The organism is Microbulbifer maximicatervae (SeqCode), assembly GCF_056232625.1.
Window position 1 is genome coordinate 2953311 of the sequence record NZ_CP174324.1, and the last position, 18947, is coordinate 2972257.

The window sequence follows — 18947 nt, forward strand, 5'->3', positions numbered from 1 at the left end:
AAGGTGCTAGAGCAGCCATGAAGACTAACCCTAAGCAAGCATTAAGTGAAGATAGCCTGGATCAGGCTTGCGCTTGGGTTGCTCGTTTGCGCTCTGACTCGATCACATCTAGCGACCGCCGTCAATTCAAGCAGTGGATTTCCAAAGAAGAGAATCAGCTGGCTTTTACTGAAATCACTGAACTCTGGGGAGATTTGGGGGCCTTGTCTCATCTGCCGATCGACACACTGTTCCCTGAAAGCATCCCCTATCCACAAAGTAAAGCGGCCTCATGCTCCGCATCTAGCGAAACACAGAAGCAGCTGAGCTCGAAGCAATGGACATTGCCTCAGTGGCTTATGGGCGGAGGACTGGCAACCTGTGGAGCAATAGTTGCCCTGTGGGTTGGTTATCAGGGTATGGGCGGCGAACTCAAAGCCCAAATATATGTGACCGAACGCGGACAAATACAAACCATAAGCCTGTCCGACGGCTCAGAAGTGAAACTGAACTCAAATAGTGAACTTCGGGTAATCTATAACCGCAATGAGCGCCGCACGGAGTTAGTCCGAGGTGAAGCCTTCTTCGAAGTGGCAAGACAAACTTCTCGCCCCTTTACTGTTACTGCCGGCAGCGCCAATATCCGCGTATTGGGAACTGAATTTAACGTTGAGCTCAACCCGCAGAGCACGAAAGTATCCGTAACCGAAGGCACCGTCTCAGTCAGTGAGACCGATAGCGCTCCCGGCTTAGGACCCGAATCAGTACAACTAATCAAGAACGAAAAAGTCAGTGTTTCTGAAAGAGGCCTTAGCCCAATTGGCCAAACATCACCGGAAGAAGCTACCGACTGGACAAAAGGACTGTTAGTCTTTGAAAAAACCCCACTTAAGGATGCTTTAACTGAGTTAAACCGCTATTTAGCTGTTCCCGTTGCCGCCTCCCCCCAAGTAGAGGACAAATTAGTTTCGGGGACCTTCGAGATCTCCGATCCAGACAGCACCTTGAAAGCTATCGCTACTGCGCTCGACTTACACGAAGACCACAGTAACTCCAACCTGACTATCTTGTCTCCCGCACATAACTAGGTTATAACCGTCATCACGGCGGTTATATATTACATAAGCAAAATTAGTCCGCCCAAAAACTAAAAAAACTATAGATTTGCTGCATTTTGACATGCTGCATGTATTTGAATGGGCACCTCATTGACACTTAGGTACTGGATAACAATATCCCTTGTGTTAGCGCTCTGCTCCCCTGGCGCTGCTTATGCCCTATGCCCTGAATCAGGCGTCGTAATCTCCAAAGGGAACCTCTCTAAAGCACTGATATCTCTGGGTCAGCAGTGCAAAATATCATTACTCGTAAAAGCCTCATCTGCGACTAGATTTCAAGTAAGCAAGCAAACTTTACACAGCCCTGAAGGCCGGTTTGAGCCCGCGCTTGAAGAACTACTGTCAGGGGTCCCCTTATCCTTTAAAAAAGTTGGACCGTCATCTGTTGCAATTATTGAATCCCCTGAACAGGATACCCCTCAGCTAATAGAAACGGGTATTGCACAAACTGAAGAGGTAACAGTCACAGGGCAAAGCCTAACAGGAAGCCATTTGCGCCACTTCCAATCAGAGGGGTATCTCCCTGTTGACCGGCTTTCGCGGCAACAGCTGGAAATGACTGGCGCTCAAACTATCGCCGATCTACTTAAGTTCCTACCTGCCATTTCTGGCAACTCCACGAGCACCTCTGTAAGCCTGGAGAGCGATGGTACTGCGACTGTCTCACTGCGTGGCCTACCTGCTAACAGCACTCTTGTTCTCCTCAACGGCAGGCGCATCATTAGTGACGGATTTAATGGGGAGGCAACAGACCTAAACACTATCCCTCTAGCTCTTGTTGAAAGGGTAGAAATCCTCAAAGACGGCGCCTCAGCAGTTTATGGATCCGATGCAATTGCAGGGGTTGTGAACATCATCCTGCAAACTGACTTTGAAGGGCTCTCAATAAAGAACTATTACGGTCAGGCTTCGCAAGGCGACCGACAGAGCGAATCCCACCACTTAACCTGGGGATGGAGGGGAGACCGCTCCCATGTAATGGTTAACCTGGCCCAGAAGCGCCAAGGAAAAGTAATGAGCCGAGACAGAGGGCTCTCCAACTCAGCAGACAGCCGTACAAATGGCGGCACCGATCAGCGATCATCCGCTATCCCCGGCGGATTCATTGCCCTAGAAAGAAATGAAGTATTGACCAACCTCTCACCCGGCACATATCAGAAATGGTCACCGGAGGATAAATTTGACTACAACGACTACACCTCAGCAATAACTCCCACTCAAAGCAACTCGATATACATAGTGGGAAATCTAGATATCGGTGATAGCGCGCAAGCTTTTTCTGAGGTCATGGGAGTTCGATCCAGTGGAGAGTCAATTTCAGCCCCGACCCCGGTATTTACACGCTTTGACAATGGGGACCTAACGATATCTGCCGACAATATTTACAACACATTCAATCAAGAAGTTTACGACGTTCGCAGGCGCGTTATTGAGCTTGGCCCACGGACACAAAACAACCGGACAGACACCTGGAGATTTAATGCTGGGGTAAAAGGCTTTTGGGACGAGTGGCAATGGGAGTTGGGTGCTTCGATCCATAAGACCCGCAAGAAAGAAACACTTAATAATGTAATAGACCCCTTCGCACTGTCGCTAGGTCTCAAGGGGCCAGACCTCTGCAATGCCACAACATCCTGTGTGGCAATCAATCTCCTTGGTTCCAGCGGTAGTATCGACGCAGAACAATTGGATTTTGTGCGAGGGAAAAGTGTCACGACCAGCAATTCACGAATGACCTCCCTCACATTCATAACCGACGGCATCATCAAAAAGGTACCGGCGGGAAATATTCTCGCGGCAGCAGGCATTGAGTTAAGACGGGAAAGAGTAAGCCTTCACTCAAACGATAGTTTCGGAATGTCATTTATTGGAGGGCATGCGCCAGGGTCAACTGAGGGAACTCGACTCGTCAAAGAAGCCTTCGCGGAACTGTCCATCCCATTAATTTCTGAAAGATTATGGCTGGATGGAGCGATCAGAAGCTCTCATTACGATGACTTTGGAAATACCAGCAATCCAAAGCTCGCCTTGAGATGGAAGCCCAGTCCCTCCCTACTTGTACGAAGCAGCTATACCACGGGATTCAGGGCACCGACTCTGACAGATATGAACCAGCAGGGCTACCAAACCCAGGAATTTCTATTCGACCCCTGCTCAAGCTCAAATGCAAATAATCTGCCGGGCTGCCAATTTCAATCTGATAGCTCCCGGATACAATATTTAACCGAATTTAGTGGGAATTCAGATCTTTCACCCGAAACATCCCACACAGTTTCTCTCGGAGTAACATGGGAGCCTCTTCAAATCCCCGACTTTATGGCTAAATTTGATCTTTATGATATAGATGAAGACCAAGTAATCGGCACCAACCCCCAATTCCTATTGGACCAAAATGCCTACTACAACCTCTATACCGATTTAGTCATACGCGACCAGAGTGGTGACATTACCAAAATTTATGCTTCCCGCATTAATCAAGGTAGCCGAGAAATCCGCGGATATGATGCTGCTTTTCGTTATCGCCTTTCGCTGAATAATGATAATAAGCTGCAATTAGCTTTAAACATCAGCAAAACTCTTCACTATCTGAATCAGAGCTCCCCCAATTCAGTCAAAGAAGATCTATCTGGCACTTTCACGGACACTTCCGCCGGTGGCCTAGGGTCGCTGCCAAAGTGGAAAGCCAATGCTGGGGCCTATTTAGATATGGGGGCTTGGGATGCCGGCTATACCGTTCATTACGTCGACAACCTCGAAGAAACCTTTACCAATCTAGATGGCACTACCGAAAACCGAAATATCAGCAGCTGGTCATCCCATGATATACAGATTGCCTACTCCTCGAGTTCTCGATTGAGGTTTTCTATCGGCATCAATAATTTATTTGATCGCTCTCCTCCATTTGCATCAACAGCTGAGAGCAATAATCACGATTACCTAACCTATGACCTCACAGGTCGATTTTTTTACGCAAGTTTTTCTCTTAGCCTCTAGGCTTAGCCATTCAACTCCAACCTCTCTTGCAGCTCCTCACGCCTCTAATAGTGCTCAAAAGTAAGGCAGAAAGGCTGCTAAGCAAACACCTGCCAACCTACCAAACCTGACAAAACGCAGTATCAGAAAAAAACACGATTCTATTGAGGGGTTCCGTCCGCCACTCGTTAATAGGAGTGTTGGGAGGGAAGTAGCCACTTGGGGGTAGCTATTTCCAGCAATCGTCATTAATGACCAAAGACTAAAAATCCAACGATCAAGAGAGGATTGACAATGAAAAAGAACCTCCTGTCCGCAGCCGTAAAAGGAGCCCTGGGCTTCACCGCTGCCGCACTTATGGTTCCTGCAATGCCAGCTTTCGCTCAAGAAGATGCGGAAATGGTTGAAGAAGTAATCGTAACTGGCTCCCGCATCCAGCGCGCCGATCTGGAAGGTGCTCTGCCGATCCAAGTAATGGACTCTGACGCCATCGCCGCTACCGGTGTGACCTCTACACCTGAGCTAATGTCCATATTGACTTCTATGCAAGGCATGACCGTAGCTGCTGACTCTGTTGGCGGTAGCGGCGGCGGTTTGCAGACTGCCAACTTGCGCGACCTCGGCGACCAATACACCCTGGTGCTCTTAAACGGCCGCCGTATGGCTTCCTCTACCTCTGACAATCAGGTCGACCTGAGCCACATCCCTCTGGCTGCTATTGAGCAGGTTGAAGTATTAACCGACGGTGCAAGTGCCCTTTATGGCTCCGATGCTATTGCCGGTGTTGTTAACTTTATTCTCAAACGAGAAGTTGACGACACTACAGTAAATTTCCGCTACGACATGACCGAGGCTAGCGGCGGCGGCGAGATCGCTACCTTCGATATTACTAGCGGCTTTGGCAGCCTGGACGAAGACGGCTTCACCATTATGGGAAGCTTCACTCATAGTGAACAGAGCGAGCTCGCCGCGAAAGACCGTGACTGGGCAAGCAGCGGTATTATTAACATAACCAACCCGGTTACTGGCAGCAAGGGCCAGTTCTTCAACGGTTCTTCCAACTCTATCCCGGGTAATGCCTACGTTTACTACACCGAAGAGTATCGCCAAAAGTGGGCCGATGAAAATGGAGTAGACCTCAGCGAAGCTCCAATAAATGAAAGCTTCAACCCATACAGGCAAGCAAACGGCAATTGTGCCGAAGGTAATGCACCTTCTGGCGACTTATGCTCTTTCGACTACACCAGCACCCTGTATATCCTGCCGGAAAAAGAAACTGATTCCGTATTCCTGTCTGGTAGATACCGTATCAGTGATAACCTGGAAGGCTTCGGCGAGCTGGTTTACTCCCAGCGCACCATGACTACCAAAATCGCGCCTTTCCCAACTGGTGGCGTGCCCCTGCCGATGGACTCTGACCTAGTTCAGGATAATGTATTACCCCACGCAAGCGTTGATGAGGCTGATATCGAGCAAGTTGTCGGTACTTGGCGCGCCCTGCCTGCTGGCAACCGCACCACGGAGTGGAAGTCAGATGCTTTTCATTTTGTAACAGGTCTTGCCGGCTCTGTTGGCGAGATCAATTATGAAGGTGCATTTTTCCACTCCTCAACCGACCAAGAGCAGAACTTCGTTGGCGGATGGCTGCTGGAAGAGGAGTTCATCAATCTAGTTTCATCTGGTCAAATCAATATTTTTGATACTCCAGACAACTTGTCTGACGACGCCAGTGCACTCCTGGCTGATACTATTTACTACGGCAACAACGACACCACTGAAACTGCCACTACTGGCATCGACTTTTCTGTGGACATGCCACTATTTAGCATGAATGGTGGTGAAGCCCAGCTGGCAGCCGGTATTGACTACCGCCGCAACACCTATGAACAGGGCATTTCTGACGCTAACAGAAACGACCTTATCCTGTTCGGAGATCCAGGAACTACCTACGACCTGGAGCGCGACACCTACGGCGCTTACGCTGAAGCCCTTTTCCCGGTGCTTGACACCCTGGACTTCACCGCATCTCTGCGCTACGACTCCATTGGCGGTGTCGATGCTGTCGTTGATGACGTAAACTACGGCTCCGTAAACAGTTCTGAATCTGACCTCACCTACAAGCTGAGCACCCGCTGGGCTGCGACCGAGAACCTATCGTTCCGCGCCTCTTACGGTACTGGGTTTAAAGCGCCTTCCATGATTCAGCTGGCACGTCCGCTGGTGAACTTCGGCGTAACGTCTGGTACCTTCGACTGCCCGTTCGAGCCAGGCGATGAACTGCGCAATCTCTGTATCGCATCTGAAGGCTTCCAGGCTCAGGTACTAAGTGGTGGTAACACGGAACTGAGCGCAGAAACTTCTACTCAATACTCCTTCGGCTTTGTTCTGGACACCGACAGCGGCTTCAATGCCACTATCGACTACTGGCACATCGAGATGGAAGACCAAGTAGATTCCTTGACTGAGCAGGAGATCTTTGCCAACCCAGTTGAGTACCGCGAACTGTTTGTAGGGGTACCCAACTCCAGTACTGGTCGTGATGAGCTTGGCATTATCCAAGCCTTTGTGAACATCGGGGAATCCACTGCAAGCGGTGTTGACTACCGTTTCGAGCAATCACTCGAGCTGTCTTTCGGTGATATGCTGTTCTCCCTGGGCGGAACCTACATGATTGAGAACGATAACTCCCTTTACGGCTCCAGTATGGGAGAGTTCGGTTCTGATGACAGTGTGACCTTCCGCAACCAGATCCGCGGTGCCGTCACCCTGTCCCACGGTAACTTCACCCATAACCTGGGCATGAACTACCGTAGCGGTTACCTGGACCAGCCTAACACAATCATGCTGCTCAACGATGACGGCTCCTACAAAACTGAAACCATTTACAATGAAGATGGTGAAGGTACTGTTAGAATCGCAACGGAGACCGTACAGCTGACTGTGCCGTCTTACATTACCTTCGACGTACAGAGCCAGCTTGCCCTAATGGAAGATCAGCTGACCCTGAAACTCGGTATCAACAACCTGACCGACGAAGAGCCGCCGCGCACCCTGCGTACTAGTGGCGCCGGACACCAGTTAGGTTTCGATCCACGTTACTCTGATGGCTACGGCCGCACTGTCTACCTGAATGCAGGTTACACCTTCTAAGAGCGCAAGTTCTTAGTAAAGCCCGCGGCGTTCGCGTCGCGGGCTTTTTTGTTCAACAATAAATTGATGGAGCAGAACAAAAGATAAAAAGGCACTTCTTAGAAGAATTAAAGCGTCACTTAATGCGGCATATCTGCCAATTTTTGAACTAGGACGGCGGGAAGTAATTTGCCTGGAACAGCCCCCCTTAACCTGATTCTCTCAAATACCCCTTTTCTAGTGGTCTTCAGAATGAATCCCACTACACCGGCCTTATTCAGTTCGCCTTTCTTCCACAGCCATCAAGTTCGCATCTCGGCAATAGTCCCTCAAAGCAAACTTCACAGGTAGAAAGAACAAGTTGATTTGCTGACTAACACTCTATTCTTTCCACACAAGTATCGCCCAGACCCTAGGTGCCAGCTCACAAGGGTTGATTGAGAAAAGAAACTACCCCCTAAGATTCATCAGTTTTCAAGTACCAGCATTTCGTAAGCACTCACTTGAAGTAATCTATCGAGCATTGAGAATGCCGGAAGAAGTCGCACATCAGCAAAGTAAAGTTTATTGAAGAACCCTAGGCTACCAACAGGTGGCTCACTATCTAGAACTTGCTCCTCCCCTCTCCAAAGCCCCTCAATGGCAAAGTGGCGTGATCGTTATTTGCTCAATTATTCAGATAAAAAATCTCATACTAAGTTAAAGCTATAAATAGGCTTCAACTTGCCTGAAGCACCAGCTTTAAGGAAGAAAATCCAAGTACTGCCTAAAAAACAACCCAAATACCCTAAACATATTGAGTGAAATTGTTCATAAGTCGACCAAAAACTCATCGTAAAAGTTCCATATTTACCTTCAATGCATTAAAGTCAGCTTCGACAGCTTTTAACTCATATCATAAAAAGCACTATAAGCACCTTAAGTATAAGAAGGTTCCACTATGATTAAGACCAAATTGAGCATAGCCATCGCTGCTCTGGGCACCCTCGCCAGCACAGGCGCTTTTGCCCAAGAGTCTGCTGAGATTGGCGCAGAAGTAGAAGAAGTAATTGTTACCGGTTCACGTATCGCTCGTGACCCGCTATCCACTACAGGTCCAATTACTCTGGTTGATTCCGAAGCGATCCAACGCTCCGGCGTAGGCACTATTGATGAGCTGCTGAACCAACTTCCTTCTATGGGTACCACTGGTATCAATGCGAATGACAACAACGGCGGTGCTGGTCTTTCATTTGTAGACCTTCGCAACCTGGGTTCTGCACGTACCCTGGTTCTCGTTAACGGTCGTCGTTTCGTATCTTCCAGTTCTGGCGTGGCCGCCGCAGTGGATATGAACAATATTCCTGTAGATATGATCGACCGAATTGAAGTGCTAACTGACGGCGCTTCCGCTGTTTACGGCTCAGACGCTGTAGCAGGTGTTATCAACGTAGTTCTAAAAGATTCTTTCGAAGGTGTGCGTGTTAATGCCCGTGCCGGCGCCACTGAATCTGGTGGTGGAGAGAATGGCGAACTGTCTATCACTTTCGGTCAAGAATTTGAGCGCGGAAAATTCATCGCCAACCTTACTCATAGCAAGCGTGATGAGATCGCTTACACCGACCGCGATTGGGCTGGGCTGCAAAGCTCCATGTCCCCAACCGGTAATATCTTCACCTCATACGGTAATTTCGGCGTTGCTGAAGATGGGACTACCCTAGGCGACTACGCTAGCTATGACATTGGCCAGTACATGTGGCTGTCGGGAGCTATGGAGCGTACCAGTTTTACTGGAAGCGGCACCTTCTCAATTACTGACTCCATCGAGCTCTATGGTGAAGGTTCTTACACTACTAAAACTACCAATCAGCAGCTCGCCGCCCAGCCGATGTACGCTGGTAACGGCTTGAATATCACTGCTGACCACCTTTCAGCAGAAGTTCAATCTCAACTATCTGACGCCTGGCAAGAAGCTGAAGACGCTTACCAAATTGAGCTCGCTGCATACAACGCAGCAGTGGCAGAGTGGGAGGCCCAAGGCAGCCCTAAAGATCTTGAGCCTACTGCACCAGTAGCCACCCACGGTGAAAACTGGCAAGACGGCCTCAGTGATGTACGTCTCCGCCCAGTTGCTGGCGGTACTCGCGACTCCGAACAGGAAACCAAAACTTTCCGTGCCCTCACCGGTTTGCGTGGTGATTTGTCCAATGGCTGGGGCTGGGATGCATTCGTAAGCTACGGCAAGAACAAGGGTGATAACACCGTTGGCAACTCCATCAGTAAGACTAAAGTTCAGGAAATTCTTGATGGTGTAAGCGGTATTGCCGAAGAAGATGTTCAATTCCTGGGCGGTATGAGTGATGAAGTCATTGACTACATTAGCTACACCGATCGCGAAGATAACGAATACGATATGCTCAATGTCGGCGCCAGCTTGACTGGAGATATCGACGCTCTTGAGTTCCAAGGTGGAACCTTAGGGTTTGCTGCTGGCGTTGAATATCGAAAAGAGTCTGGTGAATTCAATCCCAGTGAAGAAACTCAGCTAGGCGAAACCTTTAGCAATCAACAAGATGCTACCTCTGGTGACTTCGCAGTAACTGAGGTGTTCGCAGAGTTCAACCTGCCAATCCTGGCTGGCCTCGACCTTGCTGATGAACTCTCCTTTGACGCAGCTATTCGCTATTCTGACTATGACACTTTTGGCGGTCAGGCAACCTACAAGCTTGGCGCTATATACGCACCAACGGAAAACCTACGTTTCCGCGCTAGTTTGTCTACTGCATTCCGTGCTCCAGGCATCTATGAACTATATAGCGGTTCTGCCCAGAGCTATGAATACCTCATTGACCCCTGTGACACCAGCAGTAGTAATGAGGCAGGCCAAGGTGCAAACTGTAGCATGGTAGGTGCAGGTTTCACCCAGGCAGGCAGCCAAGTACCAACCAACATCGGTGGTAGTGAGGATCTGCAGCCAGAGGAATCTACTAGCTTCACCGCAGGTATCGTATGGACTCCAGCTTTCGCTGAAGATCTGTCCATAACCCTCGATTACTTCAAAATTGAAATCGAAGACGCAATCACCTCAGCTGACACCCAGCAGATCCTGGATGATTGTTACCGTGATGGCAACGCAGCAGCTTGTGCACTGGTTCGCCGCAGCGACAGTGGCCAAATCGAGTACCTGGAAGGCTCTCTGATGAACATCGGAGAGATCAATACCAGTGGTATCGATATTGATGTAGTGCAAAACTTCCATTACGACGCTGGTAAGCTAGCCTTGCGTGCCCAAGCAACTCACCTGCTTGAGTACGAAGAGTACAATTCTCAGACAGACCAAACCACTGACCGCGTAGACTATATCGGTACTAACAGTGAGGCTTACACTAAGTGGCGCGGCCTTGCCAGCGCAACTTGGTACGCCGACAGCTGGGACTTCGGAGCTGACATTCAGTACATTGGTGATGGCCACAGCCCATACTTGGACATGCCCTCCCACACCTACCTGAACTTAAAGGCGGGCTGGGATGTGAATGATACTACGCGGCTTACTGCGGGTATCGACAACGTTACTGATCGCGAGCCGGCTACTACTTCCGGCAGCGACTGGAATGGTACTTACGACTTCCAGGGCCGCTATGCCTGGGCTGGCGTTACTTACCAGTTCTAAGTGCTAACTTTCTAAGTCAAGCCGAAAAGGGCGCCTTTTGGCGCCTTTTTTTGTTTCAAGTGAAATAACCTTGTAAAAGCTGCTACCCCCGAATCTAATCCCCGGTCCTCAGCAGAAGGTTCAACTTGTTTGTATATCTATTTTTTACATCCAAATTACCAACTAGTGAAAATGCTTCAGTAAAGCTCTCTTTGGAGGCCGCGATATCACCAAGCCGGTACCGAGTTAACCCCAATAAAAAATGAAATCGATGATCACTCTGATCTGCCCGCAGTGCCCTTCGAAGGCGTTTTTCAGCGAGTTTAAATTTATTGTTTTCATAGGCTTCCCGCGCCTGATAATAAAGGTAATAGGGGTTCCTGTTGCGGTGATAACGCACACGGCTCGCAAAGTCATCAGCCAACCTCTCCCTACCTGTCTTGCGATAAAGCCTCTCCAGATTACTCGCCGCAACAAGGTTACCTCTCTGCAGCTGCAATGCATGCAGATAGCTCTGCTCAGCTTCATCAATAAGGTCGAAATAGCTGTAGAAAGCCCCTAAATTTGACCAAAGGTCCCCTCTTTCCGGCTGTAACTGTAGCGCCTTGCGCAGATACAGAAATGCTCGCTCCTTATCTCCCGCACGCATCAACTCTACCCCCCGATTACTGTAATAAAGGGCAAACGCAGTGCTGTCTTCAAGCTTTTGCTGCTTATAAATTGGATCGTAGACTGCCAGATTAAAGTCAATCACTCGCCGAATATTTCTATACTCAGAAACCATATTGACATGACGGTAGACAGTAAAAACCTCAAGGTCATCCTGGCCCCAAACCGGAGGCACATCCACCTCATTAAAATAGGCTTCCACACCCAGCTCTCTAGCCATAGCAACCATCATCAAGGTAAACGCAAGGCAGTTACCCCGCTGTAGCTGGTAAGTTTTACTCGCTGGAAAAGTACTGTTGGGGTTATATTCGACCTGAAAGTCACCTCGTCCATAGCCATCCACTAAAGACTGTAGCCGTTTAGACGGAGACTCTGCAGGAGCGATAGTATCCAAATAGGCCAATACATCAGCGTCAAGACCCAGGAGATCCTCATCGGGCAGCTCCGCCGGCAAAACTGACCGATTGAGGATAGCCCGCCCACTAAGGGCGCTACTTAGATCAACAGCCCCAGAGTATTTAGGGGGAATTTGGGTACAACTAGAAACAAACAGGACCAGAATAAAAGCTAGTGAGGTCTTCATCGTTATTTTCCCCTCAATATTTTTAGCCTTATGGGATTTAACACCAATTTAACGTAAATAGAAGTACCCTGTTGCCATTTATAGAAATCCCCTCACTTCGGTTCGCCTGTTAAATAGACAACTGGTAAACTTTCCAAGTTACGCAGGAGGTAGGCGCTACAAACATTTAGGCCTTGGAGCTGGCAGAAAACATCTACCCAAGCCCGGATAAGTCCCGACCTCTTTAAACAAGAGCAATACAGGAAAGAAATAGTACTCTGACACACGGATAATTTACCTGGCTAACCAAAGGGCACCGAAATTTCAGTTCCCTGGCCAGGCTGCCTTCCTAATATGCAACAACATATTGCATTAGAGCTATAACAACTGGAATTTCAGCTTATGTCGTCAAATACAGACCAAAATGACGCTGGCTTTTTTGGCCACCCCAAAGGGCTCTCGACACTTTTCTTCACCGAAATGTGGGAGCGGATGAGTTACTACGGTATGCGAGCCCTGCTTGTGCTGTTTATGACAGCCAGTCTTCAGGAAGAGGGCTTGGCCTTTACCGTTGCAGCAGCGGGAGCTATTTATGGGCTCTACACTGGCGCCGTGTACTTCCTCGGCCTGCCCGGTGGCTGGATTGCAGACCGCCTACTAGGAGGGCAACGCACCATATGGTACGGCGGCATCATCATTATGTGTGGCCATATTGTGCTCGCTATCCCAACCAGTTGGAGCTTCTTTATAGGCTTGATCCTTGTTGCTACCGGCACCGGCCTGCTCAAGCCCAATATCAGCGCAGCAGTTGGACACCTGTACCAACCAGATGATGTTCGCCGCGACAGTGGATACGCACTGTACTATATGGGCATCAATATGGGCTCAATCATCGGTTATGCCGTCTGCGGGTACTTTGGTGAAAATGTCGGCTGGCATTGGGGCTTTGGTGCCGCTGCTGTGGGAATGGCTATTGGCTTGATCCAGTATCGCCGCACTATCCACAATCTGGGGGACGCAAGCCTCAATCCCGAGAACCCACTTTCGCCAGAAAAGGCAAAACTGGCTTGGCGCATAATTGGTGCTGTCGTAGTCGGTGTTGCAGTGATTACTGGCTTGGTGATGAATGGCACTATTACCATCAACCCGGTAGAAATAGCCAAGTACGTAGCTGTAGCCTTCACCCTGACTTTCCTTGCCTACTTTGGCTTTATCTACTTTGGCGGCCAGCTGAGCGGGTCAGAGAAAAAGAAAATGTGGGCGCTATTCCTAGTCTGTGTAGCCTCTACCTTTTTCTGGTCGGGCTTCGAGCAAGCGGGCTCCTCACTGAACCTATTCGGTCGCGACTACACGGATCGCCTGATTGGCAGCTTTGAAATGCCCACCTCCTGGCTACAAAGCTTTAACTCCATCTTTATCATTACCCTGTCCCCCTTCTTTGCCGCGCTGTGGATTAACCTGGGCAAACGCATGATCACCCCATCCTATGGGCTGAAATGTGCACTTGGCCTGATCATCATGGCCAGTGGCTTCCTGGTAATGTTCTTTGCCGCTCAATACGCAGCAGCGGGCCTGAAAGTTGCTCCTTACTGGCTGGTAGCCACTTACTTCCTGCACACTGTCGGTGAACTCTGCCTGAGCCCGGTGGCCCTGAGTGCAGTAAGTAAACTTTCTCCTCGCCGCTTTGCTGGCCAGATGATGGGTGTCTTTGTTCTGACCTACTCTATCGGTAACCTCTTTGCCGGCCTTCTATCAGGTAACTTTGATCCGAACAATGTTGCTGAGATGCCAAACCTATTCCTGCAAATCAGCTTGTTCACAATCGGAGTGGGTATCATCCTGGCCCTGATCAGTCTCAAGTCCAAGTACTGGGAAACTGACTCAGAAGCACCCCAGAATACTGCGACAGCTGAAGGCTCTACTAAAACGGCCTAATACTTAGCTGTATTCCCAAATAAAAAGGGCCACTGCTATGCAGTGGCCCTTTTTATTTTCCCTCCCCTAAAGCAAGCCTTGTAACAGACCAACGTTCAGCCAGATAAAGCGCGCCCCAATAATAAACAGCAAAATGGCAAAGCAATGCTTAAGCATTTTGGGAGAAAGGCGATGGGCGAGATTGGCACCAAAGCGGGCAAAAAACGTGCTGGTGACAACGATTCCAAAAAACGCAGGCCAGTACACATAGCCACTACTCCATTCTGGTAGAAGCTGATTACCCCAGCCCTGGAAACCAAAGCTCAGCGCACCCGCAACCGCAATGGGAAGACCACAAGCCGCCGACGTAGCGACCGCACGCTGCATCTTCACCCGGCAGCGGGATAAAAATGGAACGGTTAGTGAGCCCCCACCGATACCAAAAATCGCGGATACCCAGCCAATAACTCCCCCAGCAGATAGCAATAAGGATGACCTTGGCAAGTTCCCAGCCCCCTCCGTCAATTGATCATGCCGGGCACCACTAAGCCACATCCTCACCGCGATCACGATCGCAAAGACGCCGATCAACAGCTGCAGCCAGGCACCGGGCAGTAACTCAGCAGTGGCACCTCCGGCCCAGGAGCCGATTAAAATGCCTGGAGCCATAATCCCAAAGATCTTCCAGTCCACTGCCCCTTTCTTGTTGTGGGCGCGCACTGAACTGGTTGAAGTGACAATGATTGTTGCTAGGGAGGTGCCCACAGCCATGTGGGTGAGGATTTCAGGGGATATCCCCATGGCGGTGAAAACAAAAACCAAGGCAGGAACAATGATCAGGCCACCACCTACGCCAAATAGTCCGGCAATAGTTCCAGCAGCGGCACCGACCAACAAATAAACCAGTAGTATTTCCATAGCCCACCCCGTTTAAATACAACAAACAATTTTGTCGCATTTAAACAGATATAAGCTGGGGATAGATAGCGACCTTAACTCCGGCTTTCCACTGTAAGCCAGTCAAAGCCTTCCTGCTGACAGGCAAAAATACAGCTCTCCACTGTTTCGGCAACTTCTGCCAGGGCCTCCTTTGCCAGAGCAAGGCTGTTATTTTTTTCACTGATATGGGCTACAACCAGGTGCTGTAGCTGTTCATAGCCAACCCGCTGTAGAAAGCCAGCAGCCTGCTGATTACTCAGGTGGCCATAGGCACCTCCAACGCGTCGCTTCAACGAAGGTGGATAGGGTCCTTGAGCGAGCATCAGAGGGTCGTGATTTGCCTCTAGAACCAAGGCATCACAATCACCAAAGTGCGCTTCAACATGAGGGGTGATAGTCCCCAAGTCCGTCAACAAGCCCAGACTGCTACCGCGACAGCGAAACACAAACTGTGCCGCCTCACGGGCATCGTGAGGAACCGCGACCGGGGTTATTTCAATATCAGCGACAACAAAAGGCTGATGCCCCTCAATTAAGTGCAGCTCCGGTAACTTGCCAATATCTCGCGCCTTAAAAGTACCGGGCGTCAGGTAGACAGGCAGGCCATATCTGCGCGCAAGTGGACCTACACCAGAGAGGTGATCACTGTGTTCGTGGGTAACCACAATCGCAGAGATATCAGCGGGAGACATACCGAGCCGCGCCATACGGCGCTCGGTTTCCTTGATGGTAAAACCGCAGTCAACCAAAAGAAAGTGGTCGCCACTGGCGACCACTGTTCCATTGCCTTTACTGCCGCTTCCCAAAGAGGCGAAGCGCAGGCCCATTAAATAAGGTTCTGCTGGATAGATTGAAGCAGCTGGGAAGCTTCATTCTTTGAAAGCGGCTGTCCGCGAGTATCGCGCACGCGCACTTCAATCTCATCGTCATTGCCACGAATAACAATCAGGTAACCGGGATAAGCCTCGCTTGTAGCGGTTCCTACTCCCAGGCCTTTGATTTCCTTGAAGAGAGCAGGTTCAGCACCCTCAGTCATATCAATTCCAGCCAAGATCTGCTGTAGGCTCACCTGATCAGCGCTCTCTGCCAGCTCGTCTTCATCGCTCTTGCTACCCCAGGAGAACCAGCCTCCGTCACCATCTTCCTCATCAGAAGCAAGTGCACGGTCTTCATCGTAGGTGACGTAAAAAAGTCCAATATCGGAATCTTCACGGTGCAGACGATAAGCACCAGAATTCACAGCATGAGCGACAGTAGCCCAGGCCCGATCCATATCGAGCCCCATCGCAATATAAGGTTCGTGACCAGCAGGTTCCAGCAATTGAACTTTAAGAGTGCTGCTTCCAATTGCCTGGGCAACTAAAGACGCTGTAGCAGCAGCTGTTTCTGACGCCAGTGCCGTGGACATTTCATCAATCATCCACCCTTCACGCTCAGGGCTCGAAGAGCGATCAGGCCAATTAACGCTACCGCCAACCGGGGCTGCAGAAGGCACAGACAAGTGGCGCACATGAATCTCTGTCGTATCGGGTTGCACACCAGTTTCTACCTGCAAGCGATACTTATCTTTAGTGTCAGGACTCTCTTTAAAGGCCATCCAGGCAGTTTCCATCACACCCGCATTGGCATCTGACATTTCTATATTCAAGCCTGAGCTGCGAAGGAATTGGTGCAACTGGGGCCACACCTCTTCAGGAGGCTGGGATACCAGCACCCAGCGATTTCCGCCGAGCTTTTGAATCTTTACTCTCTCCAGACCCGCATTCACTGAAAGCGCTTGAGGACGCGGAACTTCAAACTCCCCCTGGGCCAGCTGCTCTCCTGCAATCTGGGGGATCTCATAGAGTTCCTCCTGGTGCTTGGTATTAACACCTTCAGGTATCCGCAGAGGCGTCAGGCTATCAGCATGCTGGTAATCATTACTGCGATCGCGGAAATAGCCATCGTTGCCGAACACACCGCACCCTGCCAGCGTAATACTGGAGATAAAGAGCCCGGCTCCAACGGTCAATTTTTTCATTAAAGCTATCCTGGTTAATTCTCAGTTCGCGGGTTTAGAGTACACCGGCACTGCGCAGAGCTTCGCGCACTGTTCCGTGGTGCTCAGGGGATAAACTTGTCAGAGGCAGGCGTATTCCACCGTCGACACGACCCATCTCCCGGAGAGCCCATTTCACCGGTATCGGGTTGGACTCCAAAAACAGCACTTTGTGCAATATTTGTATTCGCTGGTCAATTGTCCGTGCAGTCACCGCATCGCCAGCTAGCGCAGCTTCACACATTTGGGCCACTGCTGCGGGGGCCACATTAGCGGTTACACTAATATTTCCATGACCACCCAGTAACATTAGTTCAACCGCGGTACTATCGTCGCCAGAGTAAACGGCAAACCCTTCGGGCAGAGTATCTATTAAAACCTTAGCCCGCTCCAGATCACCGGTGGCTTCCTTGATGCCTACGATATTGCCGACCAACGCCAGGCGCTGTACCGTCTCCGGCAACATGTCAACTGCTGTGCGACCGGGAACATTGTAGAGAATTTGGGGAATGGAGACAGCTTTGGCCACCGCACGATAGTGCTGGTAGAGGCCTTCTTGGGTGGGCTTATTGTAATAAGGTGTAACCAGCAAGCAGGCATCTGCACCACATCGGGCGGCATTCTCTGTGAGGTCAATCGCTTCAGAAGTAGAGTTTGCGCCAGTTCCAGCAATCACTGGCACTCGACCTGCCACTTGGTCCACAACACGTCGAATAACCTCAATATGCTCATTGAAGTCCAAGGTTGCAGATTCACCGGTAGTTCCCACAGCAACCAGTGCTCGGGTCCCCTGCTCGATATGCCACTCAACGAGGTTGTGCAGGCTGTCCCAATCCGGGCTTCCGTCTGCGTACATTGGGGTGGCCAGGGCCACCATACTACCGGTTAACATCCTCACTCCTTATTTTTTGCACTCCACCCGGAATACCACCGCCAGAGTCAGTTCAGTATGTTACTTAGGCCAGGGTATCTGCGCCAGTGCGACTAGCTCGCCACTCTTTTGCGTTTCTTTTTCTTTTTGCGTACCCCGTGATACACGTTTTCTGCCCCTTCAGGACGGGTCTTAAAACGGCGATGCACCCACATATATTGTTCTGGGGCCTCGCGAATACGAGCTTCGATAAACTGGTTCACCAGGATCGCATCTTGCCGTTCATCTCCAGATGGAATTTGCTCGATGGGATCGTAAATCTTCACGTGATAACCTGAACAGTCTCCCCTCCGGGTTACCATATAGGGCACTACTTTGGCCCGTCCAACTCGGGCAAACCGGGAGGTTCCCGTTACTGTTGCCGCGGGAATACCAAAGAAGGGGGCAAAGATTCCCTGCTTGATCCCATAGTCTTGATCCGGAGCATACCAGACTGCACGTCCCCTCTGCAGGGCGCGAAGAACACCGCGTACATCTTTGCGCTGATAGACACTGCCATTCTCAGAGTGGCGCTCGCGACCCTTGCGCTGAAGATAGTCGTAAACCGGGTTCTTATGAGGCCTGTACATACCATCCAAGGTAATACTAGCCCCCATCATGGCTGCACCAATTTCCAGCGTGGTGAAATGCATAGCGGTAAGCAAAACACCCTGTCCTTCAGCCTGGATTTCCTGCAAACTCTCCAGCCCTTCGAAGGTAAAACGCTTGCGCAACCAGCGTATGGAACGAAACCAGGCCATGCCGGTTTCCATCAAGGCCATACCACTGGACTCAAAATTACGCCTAAGAAGTTCAGCCCGCTCATCTTCCCCCAACTCAGGGAAACACAGCGCGAGATTGCGTTCGGCGATCGTTCGCCGACTGGTAGCTACTCTTAGCATTAAGCGGCCAAATGCACGGCCCATGGCCAACTGCCAGCGATAGGGCAATTGCGCAATCAAAAACCATAGTGCAAAAAGCAGCCAGGTCAGCCAGTAGCGAGGATGCAGCAGCGCCGCGCGAAATCGGGGTTTTTCCATCAGATCTATATCAGGGTGTGGCGCCGAGGCGCAACCTAAGTCGGTTGA

Annotated in this window: 11 protein-coding genes; 5 read left to right on the forward strand and 6 right to left on the reverse strand. The window is 50.2% G+C overall.

Going from position 1 to position 18947, the window contains the following annotated elements; all coding sequences use genetic code 11:
• The first annotated feature begins 17 nt into the window (after positions 1 to 17).
• The 4 genes from ACJJI6_RS12875 to ACJJI6_RS12890 all read left to right on the forward strand — a co-directional run bounded on the left by ACJJI6_RS12875 (position 18) and on the right by ACJJI6_RS12890 (position 10848).
• Positions 18 to 1067, forward strand: coding sequence for a FecR family protein (locus ACJJI6_RS12875; protein ID WP_444934931.1), 1050 nt, complete (start codon positions 18 to 20; stop codon positions 1065 to 1067).
• 108 nt (positions 1068 to 1175) lie between these two features.
• Positions 1176 to 4091: a TonB-dependent receptor gene (locus tag ACJJI6_RS12880; RefSeq protein ID WP_475710742.1), complete on the forward strand. Its 2916-nt coding sequence runs from the start codon at positions 1176 to 1178 to the stop codon at positions 4089 to 4091.
• Between the two features lie 273 nt (positions 4092 to 4364).
• Positions 4365 to 7220 carry a TonB-dependent receptor domain-containing protein gene (locus ACJJI6_RS12885; RefSeq protein WP_475710744.1) on the forward strand — a complete coding sequence of 952 codons (2856 nt, stop codon included), beginning with the start codon at positions 4365 to 4367 and terminating at the stop codon, positions 7218 to 7220.
• A 919-nt stretch (positions 7221 to 8139) separates the two neighbouring features.
• Positions 8140 to 10848 (forward strand): TonB-dependent receptor plug domain-containing protein, encoded by a 2709-nt coding sequence (locus tag ACJJI6_RS12890; RefSeq protein ID WP_475710746.1) that lies wholly within the window; start codon positions 8140 to 8142, stop codon positions 10846 to 10848.
• 94 nt (positions 10849 to 10942) lie between these two features.
• Here the strand turns inward: ACJJI6_RS12890 and ACJJI6_RS12895 are convergent, their stop codons facing one another.
• Complete coding sequence (locus ACJJI6_RS12895) at positions 10943 to 12079, reverse strand: tetratricopeptide repeat protein (RefSeq protein WP_475710748.1); 1137 nt, start codon at positions 12077 to 12079, stop codon at positions 10943 to 10945.
• Positions 12080 to 12460: 381 nt separating this feature from the next.
• On the opposite strand from ACJJI6_RS12895, the gene ACJJI6_RS12900 reads away from it, so the two are divergent.
• The gene (locus ACJJI6_RS12900; RefSeq protein WP_444895125.1) at positions 12461 to 13993 is read left to right on the forward strand and encodes a peptide MFS transporter; all 1533 of its coding nucleotides are present in this window, start codon (positions 12461 to 12463) and stop codon (positions 13991 to 13993) included.
• 66 nt (positions 13994 to 14059) lie between these two features.
• Here ACJJI6_RS12900 and ACJJI6_RS12905 read toward each other — a convergent pair whose 3' ends face one another.
• From ACJJI6_RS12905 to lpxL, 5 genes are all read right to left on the reverse strand, one after another.
• Entirely contained in the window at positions 14060 to 14890 is an 831-nt protein-coding gene (locus ACJJI6_RS12905) for a sulfite exporter TauE/SafE family protein (protein WP_475710750.1), read from the reverse strand.
• A 74-nt stretch (positions 14891 to 14964) separates the two neighbouring features.
• A complete protein-coding gene (locus ACJJI6_RS12910; protein ID WP_413664459.1) occupies positions 14965 to 15738 on the reverse strand; it encodes an MBL fold metallo-hydrolase in 774 nt (257 codons plus the stop codon).
• Positions 15738 to 16931: an NlpB/DapX family lipoprotein gene (locus tag ACJJI6_RS12915; protein ID WP_475710752.1), complete on the reverse strand. Its 1194-nt coding sequence runs from the start codon at positions 16929 to 16931 to the stop codon at positions 15738 to 15740. The genes ACJJI6_RS12910 and ACJJI6_RS12915 overlap by 1 nt, the downstream gene beginning before the upstream one ends.
• A 34-nt stretch (positions 16932 to 16965) precedes the next feature.
• Complete coding sequence (gene dapA / locus ACJJI6_RS12920) at positions 16966 to 17841, reverse strand: 4-hydroxy-tetrahydrodipicolinate synthase (RefSeq protein ID WP_282934185.1); 876 nt, start codon at positions 17839 to 17841, stop codon at positions 16966 to 16968.
• Between the two features lie 92 nt (positions 17842 to 17933).
• Positions 17934 to 18899 carry an LpxL/LpxP family Kdo(2)-lipid IV(A) lauroyl/palmitoleoyl acyltransferase gene (gene lpxL / locus ACJJI6_RS12925; protein ID WP_475710753.1) on the reverse strand — a complete coding sequence of 322 codons (966 nt, stop codon included), beginning with the start codon at positions 18897 to 18899 and terminating at the stop codon, positions 17934 to 17936.
• Between the last annotated feature and the right edge of the window lie 48 nt (positions 18900 to 18947).